A 15,510-nucleotide genomic window follows, 5' to 3' on the forward strand; every position below is an offset into this window, starting at 1 on the left:
ATCAGCGTGCGCAGTAGGCGTCCGCCGCGGCCTCGCCGATGGCGGCCTGGGCAGGGGTGCCGCCGAGCAGGTGGTACTCGTTCGCCGCCACCAGCACCTGCTTGCTGCCGTCGTCGCTGGTCAGCCAGCTGTTGAAGTAGCCGAGCACGGCACCGGAGTGCGTCCACGCCCGGCCGCACGGCAACTGCACCGAGACGATGCCCAGGCCGTACCCGGAGGTGGCGTCGACCGGCACGGTGGTCTTCAGCTCGGCCTGCTGCGCCGGCGCCAGCAGCTCCCCGGCGACCAGGGCCCGCTCGAACTTCGCCAGGTCGTCCATTGTGGACACCATGGCGCCGGCCGCGCCGGTGATCTGCACGCTGGAGAACGAGATGTCGCGGACGAAGAAGTAGCCGTGCAGCCAGTTGCCGTAGAGCTTCGGGTCGCTCACCGGGAACGTGGTGCCGGACAACCCCAGCGGTTCGATGATCCGGCGGTGGACCTCGGCCGCCGCTTCCGCGCCGGTCACCGCCTTGATGACCATCCCGGCGAGCACGTAGTTGGTGTTGGCGTAGCTGTACTTCTGTCCCGGCGCGCCGACCGGTGCCTGGTCCGTGGCGATGTCGACGAGCGTCTGCGGCGGCCACAGCTTCCCGGGGTTCAGGTCCGCGACGTAGGGCACCGCCACCCGCGCGTCACCGATGTAGTCCGCCAGCCCCGAGGTGTGGTTGAGCAACTGCCGGACGCTGATCTTCGTGCCGTCGTTGCCGTTGCGCGCGACCGCGCCGGGCAGCCACTTCGCCACCGGGTCGTCCAGCGAGAGCCTGCCCTCCCCGGTGAGCTGGAGCAGCACCGTGGCCACGAACGCCTTGGTGTTGCTGCCGATCCGGTACTTCGCGCGCGGATCGGCGGGTACCCGCATGAACTGGTCGCCCCAGCCGGCGCTGACCCGTTCGGTGGTCTCGCCGGTGCGGACCAGGCCGATCACGCCGGGGTAGCCCTGGCTGACCCCGAGTTCGGCGCCCGCGCGCAGGATCTCGGCGGGCGTCGCCGCGTGAGCCGCGCCGGTGGTGGCGGCGCTGCCGGTGAGCACGATGGCGGCACCGAGCGCGAGGTGGCGTAAGAATTTCACCAGATCAGCGCACCATGACCGGAGTGTCCGCACCCCCGTTCCTGGACAACTCCGGAAATTCTGGAATCTTGCGAAACCATGCACAGCGAGCCGATCCGCACCGCCGCCGACCTCGGCCGCGACCTCAAGCGCTGGACCCGGCGGCGGCCGTCGGGCCCGGTCAAGGTGGCGACGCTGGCCAAGCGGCTGAACCTCTCGCAGAGCACGCTCTACGCCTACCTGGCCGGGACCACGCTGCCGCCGGCCGAGGTGTTCGACGACCTGCTCGACGAACTCGGCGTCCCGGCCGGGGAACGCCGTCGCCTGTGCGACGCTCGCGACGCCCTGCACGGTGCCCGCGGCCGAGCCGTCGCGGTGCCGCGCGAACTACCCGCCGACCTCGCCGGGTTCACCGGCCGGGACGCGGAACTGGCCACTTTGGACGCCGTGCGCACCGATCCGGCCGGGGTGCGGATCTCGGTGATCTCCGGGGCCGCCGGGGTGGGCAAGACGGCGCTGGCCGTGCGGTGGAGCCACCGGGTGGCCGAGCGGTTCCCGGACGGCTGCCTCTACGCCGACCTCCAGGGCTATTCGCCGGTCGAACCGCGGCGCGCCGCCGACGTGCTCGGCCGTTTCCTGCGCAGCCTGGGCGTGCCCGGCGACCACGTCCCGGACGACGAGCAGGAGCGCGCCGCCCGGTTCCGCAGCCGGCTCGCGGGTCAGCGGGTCCTCCTGGTGCTGGACAACGCGCTCGACGCCGACCAGGTGCGGCCGCTGCTGCCGGGCGGTCCCGACTGCTTCGTGGTGCTCACCAGCCGCACCGATCTGGCCGGGTTGCTGGTGGAACCGGGGGCCCGCCGGGTCGAGCTGCGGCCACTGGAGCTCGACGACGGCGTGGCGTTGCTGCGGACCCACCTCGGCCCGCGCGCCGAAGAGGCGCCGGACGCGCTGCGGTCGCTGGCCGAGCAGTGCGGTGGCCTGCCACTCGCGTTGCGCATCGTGGCCGCGCAGGCCGCCGGGCGGCCGGTCACCGAACTGGTCGCCGAACTCGCCGACCAGGGCACGGACCTGCTCGACGTGGGTGATCCGGGTACCGCGATCGGCACGGTGTTCTCGTGGTCGCTGCGGCACCTGGACGCGCGGGCGGTGGCCGACTTCCACTCGTTCGGGCGGCACCCCGCGCGGGACATCGACCTGCCCGCGGCCGCCGCCCTGCTGGGGACGGACGTGCGGGACGCGGGCAAGCGGATCGACCGCCTGGTGCGGGCCCACCTGGTCCAGCGCTCGGCCACGGGCAGGCTCGACATGCACGACCTGGTACGGGCCTACGCGCGGGAGCGGGCCTCGGGCGACGACACGGCGTCGGCTCGGCTGGTGGACCACTTCGTCGACGCCGCCGGGGCGGCGATGGACGTGCTGCTGCCGTCCGGTCCGGTGGTGGGCGTCGACGCCGGGGCCGCCAGGGCGCTGGTGGACGCCGAGTGGCACAACCTGCTGGCGGTGCTGGCGTTCACCGCGCGCCAGGGCTGGGTCGAGCGCACCGGCCGCCTGGCCGCGGTCCTCAGCAGGCACCTGGACCAGGGTGGCCGGCACCGGGACGCGCTCACCGTGCTCGGGCACGCGCTGGAGGCGAGCAGGCTCGCCGGTGACCTGGCAGCCGAAGGCGCCGCGCTCTACGACCTCGGCGTGGCGCACCTCCGGCTCGGCGAGCACAAGGAAGCGCGGAAGCTGCACGACCAGGCTCTCGCGGTCTGCCGGGCGGGCGGGGACCGGCACGGTGAGGCGGGCGCGCTGAACAACCTCGGCAACCTCTACGAGCGGCTCGGCCGGTACGAGGAGGCGATCGAGCACTACCGGGCGGCGCTCCCGCTCGTACGCGAGCTCGACCTGCGGCGGGGGAGGGCGGTGCTGCTGACCAACCTCGGGGTGGTGCACACCCGCCTCGGCGAGTACGAGCAGGCGCTGCGCGATGGCCAGGAGGCGCTGGAGATCTTCCGCGAGCTGGGTGATCTCGGTGGCGCCGCTCGCACGCTCGGCAACCTCGGGGAGGTCCACCACCTCAGCGGCCGGGACGCGTTCGGCCACTACGACGAGGCGCTGGCGCTGGCCACGGAGGTCGGGGCACACAGCATCCGGACCGAGGTGCTGAACCACCTCGGCGCCGCGCACCTCGCCTCGGGCGCGACCGAGCAGGCGCGGTCGTCGCACACCGCCGCGCTGGACCTGGCCAGAGCGACCGGGGACCGCTACGAAGAGGCGCGGGCGCTGGAAGGTCTCGGCTCCGCCGCCTGCGCCGCGAGCCAGGATCCGGTGGGCCCGTGGCGCGAGGCCGCCGAGTTGTACCGGCGCATGGGCCTACCGGAAGCCGGTCGCGTGGAGGCGCTGCTGGGGGACCGGTGACCCGCGCTCAGACGAGCGCGAGCGAAGCGACCACCGGTGCCAGGTACAGCAGTGGCGCCGGGATGTGCGCGTACGCCCGCGCCCGCAGCACCGTGAGCTCCGCCCCGGCGAAGTACAGCACCAGCCCGATCCCGGCGGCCACGCCGAGCCACGGCACGAACAGGCCAGCCACCAGTCCCAGCGCGCCCGCCGCCTTGGCGGTGCCCAGCCACGGCCACCACGAGCGTGGCACGCCGTACTGGGCCAGCGGTTCCACCACGAACTTGAAGTGGAAGAACACCGCCACCGCCGAGAAGGCGACGAACGCGGCGGCGAAGATCGTGACGAGCACGTAGGTGGTGGACATCGGAACTCCTCATCCGTTCGAGCGGGTCACCCCTTCGACCCGGCTCGACGCCCGGATGTGACGGCCTCAGCGGAGGAGCGGTTCGAACCAGTCACGCATGCGCTGCAGCAGGTCCAGCTGGTGGGCGCGTTCGCTGATCCGGTGGCCTTCCCGCGGGTAGACCACGAACTCGTGCTCGACGCCGAAATACCGCAGTGCCCGGTGGAAGGCGATGGCCTGGCTGAGCGGGACGTTCGTGTCCAGCTCGCCGTGCGCGATCAGCACCGGGGTGGTCACCTTGGCAGCGTGGGTGATCGGGCTGAGTTCGGTGTACGGGCCCGGGCCGGCCCAGGTCGGGCCGCCGCCCAGCCCCGCTTCCAGCACGCCTTCTTCGCCGGTGGCCACGAGCATGCCCCAGTCGCTGATCCCGGCCCCCATCAGCGCGGCCTTGAACCGGTCCGTCTGCCCGACCGCCCACGCGCTGACGAACCCGCCGTGGCTCCAGCTGCCGATGCCGAGGCGATCCGGGTCGGCGACGCCTTCCGACACCAGCAAATCGATCCCGGAGAGCACATCGGTCCATTCCCCGAGGCCGACGGCTTCAGCGATGGACACGGCGAACTCGTGCCCGTGTCCTTGCCCGCCACGGCCGTTCGGCAGGAACACCGCGTGCCCCGCGGCCGCCAGCCACTGGCCGGACGGGAACCAGTTCAGCGAGAACTCGTCGGCGTACCGGTCGTACGGCCCGCCGTGCGGGATGGTGATCAGCGAGAACGGCCCGTCCTCGCGCGTGCGCCCCGGCGGCAGGATCAGCAGACCGTCCAGTTCGAGCCCGTCGGCCGCCCGGTACGCCAGGCGTTCCTGGGTGCCCCAGGTGATCCCGTGCAGTTCCGGGCGGGTGTCGCTGACCTGCCGCAGCGGACCCTCCGGTGAGCCGGTGTGCACGTTCCGCGGTTCGTGCGCGGTGCTCGCCAGCACCGCGACGGCCTCGCCCGAGTCACTCGCGCTGAGCGCCAGCAGGCGTCCCCGCTCGAGGCGCAGTCGCCGGAAGCCGTTGTGTTCCAAGCGGTACAGCGCGGTGTCGAGACCGTCCCCGAACACCGCGAGCGGGAACTCCCCGGCCTGCACCAGTTCGGTCGGGCAGCAGGACATCCCGGCGGACAGGTTCCGGTGCTCGGCGTCGAACACCGCCAGTCCGCCGATCGGGCCCGGTGGGGTGGTGGCGAGGTAGGCGACCCGCCAGCCGTCTTCCGCGCGCCACCACACCGGCGCGTGCGCCACCAGTTCGGTCTGGCCCAGGTCCCGCACCTCGCCGGTGGCCGGGTCGACCAGGTGCAGTTCGGTGGTGGGGTGCACGGGATCCTGCTCCGGCGTCACGCGGGTGAGCACGGCGAGCAGGTCGTCTTCCGGGCAGCGCGCGAATTCGATGACGTGCCGGCCGGGCAGCTCCAGCGGACGCGTTTCGCCGGTGCCCGGATCGAGCAGGCCCAGGGTGTTCTTCGGCAGTGGATCGGTCCAGACCACCGGGTCGCGCGGGCCGGGCTCGGCCCGCGTCACCACGACGACCCGGTCGGCATCGAGCGGGAGGCAGTCCACGGCACCGTCGATCAACGGCTGGATTTCCCCGGTCTCCAGGGAAATCCGGTGCAGTCGCCCATCGCGGTAGTACAGCCAGCGCGAATCGGGTGACCAGCGAGGACCCGTTCCCGAGACGCCCAGATTCCGGGAATCCACCCAGAGAGAGCCGTTCACCACGTAGGCCACTTGGCGGCCGTCGGGCGAAATCCGTGGTTCGGCGGGGATGGCGGCGTCGGTGATCATCGCCGCGGTCAGTGTTGCCATTGTGCCGACCCTATCGGCACTTGAAGAATGACGTCATGCGCGAACCGCACTGGACCCCGAACTACGGCGACCCCTTCGAACCGGTACCCTACCGGCCCGTTCGTCCCTCCGCCGACGAATCCCTGACCACCGCGGCCGAACTCCGCCGCCGCATGGACACACGCCGCACGGTGCGGGCGTTCTCCACCGACCCGGTACCCGAGCAGGTGGTGCTCGACGCCATCGCGGTCGCCGCCACCGCGCCCAGCGGTGCCCACCAGCAGCCGTGGACCTTCGTGCTGGTCGGCGATCCCGGGATCAAGCAGCGCATCCGGGAGGCGGCCGAGGAAGAGGAACGCGTGTCCTACGAGGGCAGGCTGGGGGAGGAGTGGCTTTCCGCGTTGCGCCCGCTCGGCACCGACGCGGTCAAGACGCACCTGACCGACGCCCCGTACCTCATCGTGGTCTTCCAGCAGCGGTTCTACCTCGACGAGGAAGGCGGCACGCACAAGCACTACTACGTCGACGAGTCGGTGGGCATCGCGGTGGGCATGCTGCTCACCGCGTTGCACCTGTCCGGCCTCGCCGCGCTCACGCACACCCCGTCGCCGATGCGGTTCCTCGGCGAACTGCTCGGGCGCCCGCGCAACGAAAAGGCGTTCGCGGTCATCCCGGTCGGTTATCCGGCGCCGGACTGCGTGGTGCCGAACCTGGTCCGCAAATCGCTGGACCAGGTGCTGGTGCGCGTCACCTGACCTGCTGCCACTGCGGCGGCGTCAGTGCCCGCGGCACCGGCCGCGGCTGCCGCGGGCCGACCGCCGCCGCGGCGATCAGGCAGCCGACGCCGGTCAGCCCCAGCAGGATCTGGTTGACCAGGTGGTCGGCGTCCAGCCGGAGGAAGGTGTCGTCGCTCTTGGTGGTGTGGCACTCCACCCAGCCCACCGAATTCGGCGGCCGGCAGGTCCACTCCAGCATGCCGGCCAGCCGTGCTTCGTCCGCCATGATCGCGCCCAGCGCGAAAGCCGAGCCGAGGAAAAGGAAACCGAGGATCAGGAAGGTGAGTTTCACCGGCGTCAGCTTCCGGGTGCCGCTTTCACGCCGCTTTCCTGTGTGGGTCGATCGGACCCTGGGCAGGGACCCCCGCCCAGCCTAGGTTAAGAGTTGTCGAACTGATCTTCCATTGAGTTGAACGGCAACTGCGGGGAGCTGGGATGAACGGCAAACTACGACGGTTCGCGGTGGTGCTGGCCTGCGCCGCCGGTGGGCTCGGCATGGCGGCGGGCAGCGCCCAGGCGGCGTCCTTCGTGCCGGTGCCGAGCGGGTACGTCTACGACACCAGCCGCGGCGCGTGGCACGACTACTGCACCTGGTCGCCCGACAAGCCGGTGGTGCCGCCGTGGGGCCAGGTCGACTTCCGCGGCCCGTGCGCGCACCACGACATGTGCGAGGAAGCCGGTGGGGCCAACACCCTGCGCTGCGACCGGCTGTTCTTCGACAAGATGCACCAGCAGTGCGAATACACCTTCGGCACCGGCCCGGCGCGCGGCCCGTGCGACTTCATCGCCGACACCTACTACAACGTCGTCCGCAACACCGGCGACCCCGCCTGAGCTCGGTGCTCCACCTGGACGCTCCCGGCCGCGCGAGGGCCTGCCGGGAGTTCTCCAGGGTCGCGCGCGCCAGGTGCGCGCCGACCTTCCAACTTCCTCGATCCAGAAGGGGAAACCGCCGCGTCGGCCGGCGTTCTTATTTGCTGGTGCCTGAATCCGCGGGCAGCACGGCCACCCCGTCCTCGTCGGCGTAGGCGGAATCGCCGGGGCGGAAGGTGATCCCGCCGAAACTCACCGGTACGTCGACCTCGCCCGCGCTGTTCTTGGCGCTCTTGCGGGGATTCGTGCCCAGTGCCTTGACCCCGAGCGGAAGCCCGGCGAGCACCGCGCTGTCCCGTACGGCGCCGTTGATGATCAGCCCGGCCCAGCCGTTCTCCACCGCCGAAGCGGCGATGACGTCGCCGGTCAGCGCGCTGTGCAGCGAACCGCCGCCGTCGACCACGAGCACCGCGCCTTCGCCCGGTGTCCGCAGCAGTTCCCGGACCAGGCCGTTGTCCTCGTGGCAGCGCACCGTGCGCACCGGACCGGAAAACCGCCGGTGCCCGCCGAATTCGCGGAACTGGGTGTCACAGACGAGCAGCCGATCGCCGTGTTCGTCGACGAGATCGGCGGTGGTGAAGACCGGGCTCACGGATGCTGCTGCCTTTCTTCGAGAAGTCTGGGAGAACACGCGGTGTTTGCGCTACGGTACTCGCTGCTGACATCGCGCCAAGGCGTGGTGTGACGACCGTCCCCGCCGTTGTGGAGCCGCACACATGCCGTCGTTTCTCGGGCCCGCCCGGATTTTCCTCGTTCGGCGCAGTGATCGCGGCCCCGGTGCGGACCCGGCGCGCCCCCCGGCGTTCGCCTAGCCGACTGGTGGCCCGCGCCCGCCGACCGTGAGGATTTCATGGAATACCCCCTGCTGACGGCAGCTTCGAGCTGCCTGCTGTTGCTCAGCCTCGTGCTCACCGTGCTGCTGCTGCGCCAGCGCCGCGTCACGGTCAACCTCGGCCGCTACCGCGACGCCGCGCACGCCGAGCTGGCCGCCCGCGAAGCCGAGGAGCGGCACCTGATCGGTGTCCGGCTGCCCGCGCTCGCGGAGTCGCTGGCCAATCCGGCGGTGACCGTGCCCGGCCCGCTGCGCGACACCGGCCACGGCGACCCGCACCGCGGGGTGCTCGAGACGATCACCGAGCTGCTCGGCCAGACCCGCCGCCAGGCCGCCGAATCCGCGGCCGCCACCCTGCGCGCGATGATGCGCACGGTGCAGAACCTCGCCGGTGAGCAGCAGGTGCTGATCTCGGAGATGGAAGACCGCCACGACGACCCGTCCGTGCTCGACGGCCTGCTCGGCCTCGACCACGCGAACGCGCAGCTGGGCCGCCGCGCCCAGGCGACCGCGGTGCTCTGCGGTTCCTGGCCCGGCCTGCAGCGCTCGGCCGCCACGCTGACCGACGTGGTCCGCGGCGCGACCGGCCGCATCCGCGACTACGCGCGCGTCCAGATCCCCGCGCCCTCGGACACCGCCGTGGTCAGCCAGGCGGTGGAGCCGGTGGTGCTCGCGGTGGCCGAGCTGCTGGACAACGGCGCCCGCCACTCCCAGCCCGGCTCGCCGGTGCAGGTCACCTTCCAGCAGGCGCACAACGGGCTCGCCATCATCATCGACGACGCCGGGGTCGGCATGACCGTGGAAGCCGTGCAGCGCGCGGCGTGGCTGCTCGACGGGCACGGCGGCCAGGACATCGCCGCGCTCGGCGTGCCGCCGCGCATCGGGTTCGCGGTGATCGGCGCGCTCGCCAACCGGTACGGGTTCCGCGTCTCGGTGGACACCCGCTCGCCGTACGGCGGGGTGCGCGCGGTGTTGTTCCTGCCGACCGAACTGCTCACGCGGATCACCACACCGGCCACGAAGCCGCCGGCCGCCACTCCGGAGCCCGAACCCGTGAAGCGCATCCCGAGCCCGTCGCCCCGGCCGGAACCCGTGGCCGTGGCGGCGAAATCCGAGCTGGGCACCACCGCGCACGGGCTGCCCCGGCGGCGCCGCCGGACCGCGGCCACGGCCGCGCCGTCCGCCGCCGCGCCGACAGCTGCCACAGCTCCCACAGCCCAGGCCGCCCCTCCAGCGCCTCCAGTGCCGTCAGCGCCCTCGGCGCCGTCCACGAACTCGGTCGCCACCGCCGCGGCCTGGCAACGCGGCACCCGCCGTGGCCGTGCCAATTCCGCCGACGTAGAAAGGGAATCCCAGTGAGCTCGAACAGCACGGACGCGACCACGAACCGGCTCGGCTGGATGCTCGACCAGGCGCTCCAGATGCCGGAAACGCTCTACGCCGTGCTGTTGTCCGCCGACGGCCTGCTGATGGCGCACTCCGCGGGCATCGATCGCGACGACGCCGAGCGCACCGCCGCGGCCGTGTCCGGCCTGCAGTCGCTGGCCCGCGCGACCGGTGAATTCTGCCGTCAGCCGCCGGAACAGTGGCGCCAGACGCTGATCGAGTTCGACGGCGGGTTCGTCTTCCTCACCGCGGCGGGCCAGGGCGCCTACGTCGCGGTCTCCACCACCGGCCGCGTCGACGTCGAAGGCGTGTCCTCCCGCATGCAGGAACTGGTGCAGCGGCTCGGCCAGGAACTCACCGCGCCGCCGCGCTTCCCGGCATGACCCGGAACCGGCGCGAGCAGGCACTGGTGCGGCCGCACGTGGTCACCGAAGGCCGCGCCCACCCGACCCGCAACACGCTGGACGTGGCCACGGTCGTGCTCGCGACCTGGGCGCCGGTGGTCGGGCTGAGCCCGGAGAAGCGGCGGGTGATGGAGCTCTGCCGCGGGGGCGCGCTGGCCGTCGCCGAGGTCGCCGCGCACCTGGACCTGCCCACGAGCGTGACCAAGGTGCTGCTGTCCGACCTGCTCGACTCCGGTCACATCGAGGCCCGCGCCGCTGTGCGCCAGGCCGACATCCCCGACCACCAACTCCTGCAGAAGGTACTCGATGGCCTCCGTGCTCTCACCTGACGGATACGTCCCCGCCACCGTCCGGACCTCGGTGAAGATCCTGGTCGTGGGGCCGTTCGCGGTGGGCAAGACCACCTTCGTCGGTACCCTGTCCGAGATCCGGCCGCTGCGCACCGAGGAGACGATGACGCAGGCCGGCGCGGTGGTCGACGACCTGTCCGGGGTCCGCGGCAAGAACACCACCACGGTCGCGATGGACTTCGGCAGGCTCACCCTCGGCAGCGAGGTCGTGCTCTACCTCTTCGGCGCGCCCGGCCAGCAGCGGTTCACGCAGATGTGGAAGGACCTCGCGTACGGCGCGCTCGGCGCGCTGGTGCTGGTGGACCCCACCCGGCTCGAGGAGTCCTTCGACGTGATGGGCCTGCTGGAGGAACTGGGCCTGCCGTACGCGGTCGCGGTCAACGAATTCGACGGCGCACCACGATTTCCCGAAGCCGAACTCCGCGAAGCACTCGATCTGCTCCCGGAAACCCGCCTGGTCAGCTGCGACGCCCGTGACCGCGTGTCGTCCGCGAAGGCGCTGATCAGCCTTGTCGACTACCTCTTCGATCCGATCCGCCAGGAGCACCCGTGACCTCTCCCGCCGCCGGACCGCCGCCCGGCTGTCCCGCGCACACCGAGCGCGCCCGCCTCTACGACGAGGAGTTCGCCCGCGACCCCGCCGGGGTGTACGCCCGGATGCGGGCCGCGCACGGGCAGATCGCGCCGGTCGAACTGGCCCCGGGGGTGAACGCCAGCCTGGTCCTCGGCTACGAAGCCGCGCTGGAGGTGCTGCGCGCGCCGTCGACCTTCCCCCGCGATCCCCGGCGCTGGCAGCAGAACCAGCCCGAGGACAGCCCGGTCCTGCCGATGATGGGCTACCGCCCCAACTGCCTGTTCACCGACGGCGCGGTGCACGCCCGCCTGCGCAGCGCGGTCACCGGCAGCCTCTCGCGGCTCAACCCGCACGCCCTGCGCGACCACATCGAGCGGACCGCGCGGGCGCTGATCACCCGGTTCTCCGCCGACGGCAAGGCGGATCTGCTCAACGACTACGCCACCACGTTGTCGCTGCAGGTGTTCAACCACCTCTTCGGCTGCCCGCCCGCGCTGGGCGACCGGCTGGTCGCCGGGATGCGCGGCATCTTCGACATGGTCGACCCCGAGCGCGCCAACGCGGAACTGACCGCGAGCATGCTCGAACTGCTGGCGCTCAAGCGCGCGCAGCCCGGCCAGGACGTGCCGTCGTGGATGATGGCGCACCCGGCGCGGCTGACCGACGAGGAGCTGCTGCACCAGCTGGTGCTGCTGATGGGCGCGGGCACCGAGCCGCAGCAGAACCTGATCGCCAACGGCATCCGGCTGCTGCTGATCGACGACCGCTTCGCCGGTGACCTCGCGGGCGGCAGCCTGCACGTGGAGGACGCGCTCGAGGAGATCCTCTGGGGCGACCCGCCGATGGCGAACTACTCGGCCGGGTACCCCTGGCCCGCGGTCGACCTCCTGGGCACGCACCTGCCCGCCGCCGAACCGGTGGTGATCAGCTTCGCCGCCGCCAACACCGATCCCGCGCTGCGCGCCGAGCAGCGCGTGGGCAACCGGGCGCACATCGCCTGGGGCGCCGGGGTGCACTCGTGCCCCGCGCAGGGTCCCGCCCGGCTGATCGCCACGACGGCCATCGAGACCCTGCTCGACGCGCTGCCCGACCTGCGCCTGGCCGTGCCCGACGACCAGCTGCGCTGGCGGCCGGGCCCGTTCCACCGCGCGTTGGCCGCGCTGCCCGTCCAGTTCACCCCCGTTCGCAACACCGTTCCCGCGCCAGTTCCGTCCACCGAACCGACTGGAGAACACCGTTGGAATCCGCACCCAGCCCCCTCGTCCTCGACCCCACCGGCCGCGACATCCACGCCGAGAACGCCGAGCTCCGCGCCCGCGGCTCCGCGACGCTGGTGGAACTCCCTGGCCAGGTGGTGGCGTGGTCAGTGACCGACCCGGATCTGCTCAAGCGCCTGCTGAGCGATCCGAAGGTGTCGAAGGACCCGCGGCAGCACTGGGCGGCGTGGCGGGACGGCACGGTACCCGCGGACTGGCCGCTGATGATCTGGGTGGCCGTGCAGAACATGTTCACCGCCTACGGTGGCGAGCACCGGCGGCTGCGGTCGCTGGTGTCCAAGGCCTTCACCTACCGCCGCACCGAGGCGCTGCGGCCGTGGGTCGAGGAGATCACCCACGGCCTGCTCGACCGGCTCGAGCGCACCACCGGCACGGTCGACCTGCGGGAGAACTTCGCCTACCCGCTGCCGATCGAGGTGATCTGCCAGCTGTTCGGCGTGCCCGACGAGCACCGGGCCGACCTGCGCAAGGCGGTCGACGGGGTGTTCAACACCAGTGCCACGGCCGAGGAGGCGGCGGCCAACGGCGAGCAGCTGTACCGGATCCTCGGTGAGCTCGTCGCCACCCGGCGCGCGGCCCCCGGCGACGACCTCGCCAGCGGCCTGATCGCCGCGCGTGACGAGGACGGTTCGGCGCTGCAGGAAGCCGAGCTGATCGACACGCTGATCCTGATGATCTCGGCCGGGCACGAGACCACGGTCAACCTGCTCGACCACGCGATCACCGCGCTGCTGACCCATCCCGAGCAGTTGCGCCAGGTGCTCGACGGTACGTACACCTGGGGTGACGTCCTCGACGAAACCCTGCGCTGGCAGGCGCCCGTGGCGCATCTGCCGCTGCGGTACGCCGTCGAAGACATCGTTGTCAGCGACGAGGTGACCATCAAGGCGGGCGAGGCGATCCTGGCGTCGTACGCCGCCGCGGGCCGGTCACCGGAGGCCGGGGAGAACGCCGACGAGTTCGACCTGTCGCGCCCGAACAAGAACCACCTGTCCTTCGGGCACGGCGTGCACTTCTGCCTCGGCGCGCCACTGGCACGGCTGGAAGCGGAAATCGCGCTGCCCGCCCTGTTCGCGCGGTTCCCGGAGCTGGCCTTGGCGGTGGACCCGGCGGAGCTGTCGACCACGGCGTCGTTCATCTCGAACGGGCACCTGACGCTTCCGGTCACCCTGCGCTGAATCCGGGTACCTTGGCGGGATGGACCCGGTGGAGACGCTGCTGGCGTGGAGCATCCCGGTGGGGACCCTGCTGATGGTGGCGGTGGGGGTGTTCGAACTCGTGCGCGCCAGGCGGCGCAAACGGGCGGGCACCCCGCTCACCGCGACCTACATCAACGAGGTCACCGCGATGTTCTACGGCACCAAGCGCCGGGAGCTGGAACACCGGGCCTCGGTGGAAATGCTGCGCGACGAAGAGGGCGACAACGCCCCGCCCGCCTACGGCATCGACCTCGACCGGGGCACCGTCATGCTGCCCGGCGATCGAGCTTCCGGAACGCGCTGAACAGGTAGTAGCCGGTCACCGCGGTGAGCACCATGCGGACCAGGTTCAGCGCGTTCCACTGCCACGCCGTGGCGGTCAGGTCGGCGGAAAGGTAGTCCTCACCGAACATCCGGCGCACGAGCACGGCGATGACGTACGCGGACAAGGCCACGTTCGCCACCGACGCCACACCGGCGCGCCGGTAGTCGCGCTTGAGCTCGTCGTCGCGGTTGCGCCACCAGAGCACCCAGATCAGCAGGATCGCCAGCTGCGCCACCGGGACGAAGTACAGCGTGGGGCCGGTGTTGACGAAGAATTCGTGGAGCCGCGTGAACTGCGCGGGGCTGTCCTGGACCCAGTTCGGGGAGAGCACCACGGCCTCGTAGAGATTGCCGAAGAACCACCACGCCATCCCGAGCACGGCGACCAACGTGAGCCGTCGCTGCCCGATCACCGTCACCCACCCGATCGTAGCCCCCCACGCCCGCCGCGAGTGTGGGTTTCAGCTACAGGAGTGTGGAACTCAGTCCAATGCTATGAGTGGGGCATTACTTGCGTTCATTGCAAGTAATGCCCCACTCATAGCATTCAGCCCGGGGTCAGGGGGTGGTGCGCAGGGCGGTGACGGCGGTGGCGTACATGGTGGACTTGATGGCGCCCAGCGTGCCCCGGTCCTTGCCTGCCAGGCCGCGGACCACGTCGCTCGCCTGGTCCAGCAGTTTCGACTCGGCGGCGACGGCGTCCACCAGGCCGAGTTCGCGGGCGTCCGGGGCGCCGAAGCGGCGGCCGGTGGTCATCGAAGCGACGGCCGCAGCCGGGGGCACTTTGCCTTGGATGAGCGCGGCCATGCCCGGGGTGAACGGGATGTTGATGTCCGCCTCCGGGAAGCAGAAGTAACCGCGGTCCTCGCGCATCACGCGGAAGTCGTGCGCCATCGCGAGCATGGCCCCGGCGCCGAAGGCGTGGCCGTTGAGCGCGGCGACCGTCGGCACCGGCAGCGTCAGCACGCGCGCGAACAGTTCCTGCACCTCGGTGACGTACTGGCCGGCCTGGTCACCGTGGGCCATCAGCCATTCGAGGTCGAGGCCGTTGGAGTAGAACTTGCCGCCGCCGACGGTGACCAGCGCCGCCGGCGCCGAGCCCGCGGTGACGGTGTCCAGCGCGGAGTGCACGCTTTGCAGCCATTCCGGGGAAAAGCGGTTCTCGTCGTCGCCGAAGTCGAGTACGTAGACGGGATCCTGGTGCTTCAGTTCGGGCACGTTCAGTCCTTTGTGGATCGGTGGTGGTCGGGTGGGTCGATGGCGAGCACCGCCCGCACGGCGGCCTCGAGTCGTCGCCGGGTGTCGGCGCTGACGCCGTCGCCCGGCGGGCCGCTCAGCGCGCGGCGGAACAACGCGGTCGGCAGGTCGACCACGCAGGTGGTGAGCACCTCGACGGCGGGACCGTCACGGCGGCCCCACATCCGGTGGGTGAGCCGGATCAGCAGCGACACCACGCGCTTGTCCAGTGCGAGCAGGTCGTCGGCGAGTTCGGCGGGCAGGTCCGGGCCGAGCAGTTGCTCACGCTTGACCAGCAGCAACATGCGTGCCGCGGCCGGGCGGCGCTGCGCGAAGACCGCCGGGGTGGACGCGGCGCCCAGCACCGCGTCCACCGGGTCGGCCTGGTCGGCCAGTTCGATCTGCAGGTCGAGGAAGTCGCCCGCCGCCCGCAGCCAGACCCGGCCCAGCAGCGCGGTGATCGAGCCGAACGCGTGGTAGATCGTGCCGTTGGGCACGCCGGCGGCCGCCGCCAGTGAACGCGCGGTGACCCCGGCTGCCCCGACCTCGGCTACGAGCCGCTCGGCGGTGTCGAGCAACGCGTCGAGGTCGTGCACACGAGGACGGGGCATGCCGGCGACTATAACAGAACACGTGCTCCAAA

18 protein-coding genes are annotated in these 15,510 nt (G+C 71.6%); 10 read left to right on the forward strand and 8 right to left on the reverse strand.

Going from position 1 to position 15,510, the window contains the following annotated elements; all coding sequences use genetic code 11:
* Position 1: 1 nt before the first annotated feature.
* A complete protein-coding gene (locus JOM49_RS16095; protein ID WP_209665089.1) occupies positions 2 to 1,111 on the reverse strand; it encodes a serine hydrolase domain-containing protein in 1,110 nt (369 codons plus the stop codon).
* 78 nt (positions 1,112 to 1,189) lie between these two features.
* On the opposite strand from JOM49_RS16095, the gene JOM49_RS16100 reads away from it, so the two are divergent.
* Positions 1,190 to 3,490, forward strand: coding sequence for an ATP-binding protein (locus tag JOM49_RS16100; protein ID WP_209665090.1), 2,301 nt, complete (start codon positions 1,190 to 1,192; stop codon positions 3,488 to 3,490).
* A gap of 7 nt (positions 3,491 to 3,497) precedes the next feature.
* On the opposite strand, the gene JOM49_RS16105 is transcribed toward JOM49_RS16100, so the two are convergent.
* Both JOM49_RS16105 and JOM49_RS16110 read right to left on the reverse strand, forming a co-directional pair.
* Positions 3,498 to 3,836 (reverse strand): DoxX family protein, encoded by a 339-nt coding sequence (locus tag JOM49_RS16105; RefSeq protein WP_209665091.1) that lies wholly within the window; start codon positions 3,834 to 3,836, stop codon positions 3,498 to 3,500.
* A 66-nt stretch (positions 3,837 to 3,902) separates the two neighbouring features.
* Entirely contained in the window at positions 3,903 to 5,657 is a 1,755-nt protein-coding gene (locus tag JOM49_RS16110) for a S9 family peptidase (protein ID WP_209665092.1), read from the reverse strand.
* Positions 5,658 to 5,692: 35 nt separating this feature from the next.
* On the opposite strand from JOM49_RS16110, the gene JOM49_RS16115 reads away from it, so the two are divergent.
* Positions 5,693 to 6,391: a nitroreductase family protein gene (locus tag JOM49_RS16115; protein ID WP_209665093.1), complete on the forward strand. Its 699-nt coding sequence runs from the start codon at positions 5,693 to 5,695 to the stop codon at positions 6,389 to 6,391.
* On the opposite strand, the gene JOM49_RS16120 is transcribed toward JOM49_RS16115, so the two are convergent.
* Positions 6,384 to 6,704: a hypothetical protein gene (locus tag JOM49_RS16120; RefSeq protein ID WP_209665094.1), complete on the reverse strand. Its 321-nt coding sequence runs from the start codon at positions 6,702 to 6,704 to the stop codon at positions 6,384 to 6,386. The two genes, JOM49_RS16115 and JOM49_RS16120, sit on opposite strands and share 8 nt — an antisense overlap.
* A 143-nt stretch (positions 6,705 to 6,847) precedes the next feature.
* Between JOM49_RS16120 and JOM49_RS16125 the strand changes: the two genes are divergently transcribed.
* The gene (locus JOM49_RS16125; RefSeq protein WP_209665095.1) at positions 6,848 to 7,246 is read left to right on the forward strand and encodes a phospholipase A2 family protein; all 399 of its coding nucleotides are present in this window, start codon (positions 6,848 to 6,850) and stop codon (positions 7,244 to 7,246) included.
* A gap of 136 nt (positions 7,247 to 7,382) precedes the next feature.
* Here JOM49_RS16125 and rraA read toward each other — a convergent pair whose 3' ends face one another.
* Complete coding sequence (gene rraA / locus JOM49_RS16130) at positions 7,383 to 7,877, reverse strand: ribonuclease E activity regulator RraA (protein WP_209665096.1); 495 nt, start codon at positions 7,875 to 7,877, stop codon at positions 7,383 to 7,385.
* A gap of 258 nt (positions 7,878 to 8,135) precedes the next feature.
* Here rraA and JOM49_RS16135 point away from each other — a divergent pair, with 258 nt between their 5' ends.
* The 7 genes from JOM49_RS16135 to JOM49_RS16160 are packed head-to-tail and all read left to right on the forward strand — an operon-like array spanning position 8,136 to position 13,611.
* The gene (locus tag JOM49_RS16135) at positions 8,136 to 9,476 is read left to right on the forward strand and encodes an ATP-binding protein (protein ID WP_209665097.1); all 1,341 of its coding nucleotides are present in this window, start codon (positions 8,136 to 8,138) and stop codon (positions 9,474 to 9,476) included.
* Complete coding sequence (locus JOM49_RS16140; RefSeq protein ID WP_308158754.1) at positions 9,473 to 9,886, forward strand: roadblock/LC7 domain-containing protein; 414 nt, start codon at positions 9,473 to 9,475, stop codon at positions 9,884 to 9,886. The genes JOM49_RS16135 and JOM49_RS16140 overlap by 4 nt, the downstream gene beginning before the upstream one ends.
* The gene (locus tag JOM49_RS16145; protein ID WP_209665098.1) at positions 9,883 to 10,236 is read left to right on the forward strand and encodes a DUF742 domain-containing protein; all 354 of its coding nucleotides are present in this window, start codon (positions 9,883 to 9,885) and stop codon (positions 10,234 to 10,236) included. The genes JOM49_RS16140 and JOM49_RS16145 overlap by 4 nt, the downstream gene beginning before the upstream one ends.
* Positions 10,214 to 10,810, forward strand: coding sequence for a GTP-binding protein (locus JOM49_RS16150; RefSeq protein WP_209665099.1), 597 nt, complete (start codon positions 10,214 to 10,216; stop codon positions 10,808 to 10,810). The genes JOM49_RS16145 and JOM49_RS16150 overlap by 23 nt, the downstream gene beginning before the upstream one ends.
* Positions 10,807 to 12,201: a cytochrome P450 gene (locus JOM49_RS43000; protein WP_282772955.1), complete on the forward strand. Its 1,395-nt coding sequence runs from the start codon at positions 10,807 to 10,809 to the stop codon at positions 12,199 to 12,201. Before JOM49_RS16150 ends, JOM49_RS43000 begins: the two co-directional genes overlap by 4 nt.
* Positions 12,183 to 13,286 (forward strand): cytochrome P450 family protein, encoded by a 1,104-nt coding sequence (locus tag JOM49_RS16155; RefSeq protein ID WP_308158755.1) that lies wholly within the window; start codon positions 12,183 to 12,185, stop codon positions 13,284 to 13,286. The genes JOM49_RS43000 and JOM49_RS16155 overlap by 19 nt, the downstream gene beginning before the upstream one ends.
* Positions 13,287 to 13,305: 19 nt before the next feature.
* Positions 13,306 to 13,611 carry a DUF6191 domain-containing protein gene (locus JOM49_RS16160; protein WP_209665101.1) on the forward strand — a complete coding sequence of 102 codons (306 nt, stop codon included), beginning with the start codon at positions 13,306 to 13,308 and terminating at the stop codon, positions 13,609 to 13,611.
* Here JOM49_RS16160 and JOM49_RS16165 read toward each other — a convergent pair.
* The 3 genes from JOM49_RS16165 to JOM49_RS16175 form a co-directional block, all read right to left on the reverse strand.
* Positions 13,574 to 14,050, reverse strand: coding sequence for a hypothetical protein (locus tag JOM49_RS16165; protein ID WP_209665102.1), 477 nt, complete (start codon positions 14,048 to 14,050; stop codon positions 13,574 to 13,576). The two genes, JOM49_RS16160 and JOM49_RS16165, sit on opposite strands and share 38 nt — an antisense overlap.
* 139 nt (positions 14,051 to 14,189) lie before the next feature.
* Entirely contained in the window at positions 14,190 to 14,849 is a 660-nt protein-coding gene (locus JOM49_RS16170; RefSeq protein ID WP_209665103.1) for an enoyl-CoA hydratase/isomerase family protein, read from the reverse strand.
* A gap of 2 nt (positions 14,850 to 14,851) precedes the next feature.
* Complete coding sequence (locus tag JOM49_RS16175) at positions 14,852 to 15,478, reverse strand: TetR/AcrR family transcriptional regulator (protein WP_209665104.1); 627 nt, start codon at positions 15,476 to 15,478, stop codon at positions 14,852 to 14,854.
* Positions 15,479 to 15,510 lie beyond the last annotated feature (32 nt).

It is taken from the genome of Amycolatopsis magusensis (assembly GCF_017875555.1).
Classification (GTDB): Bacteria; Actinomycetota; Actinomycetes; order Mycobacteriales; family Pseudonocardiaceae; genus Amycolatopsis; species Amycolatopsis magusensis.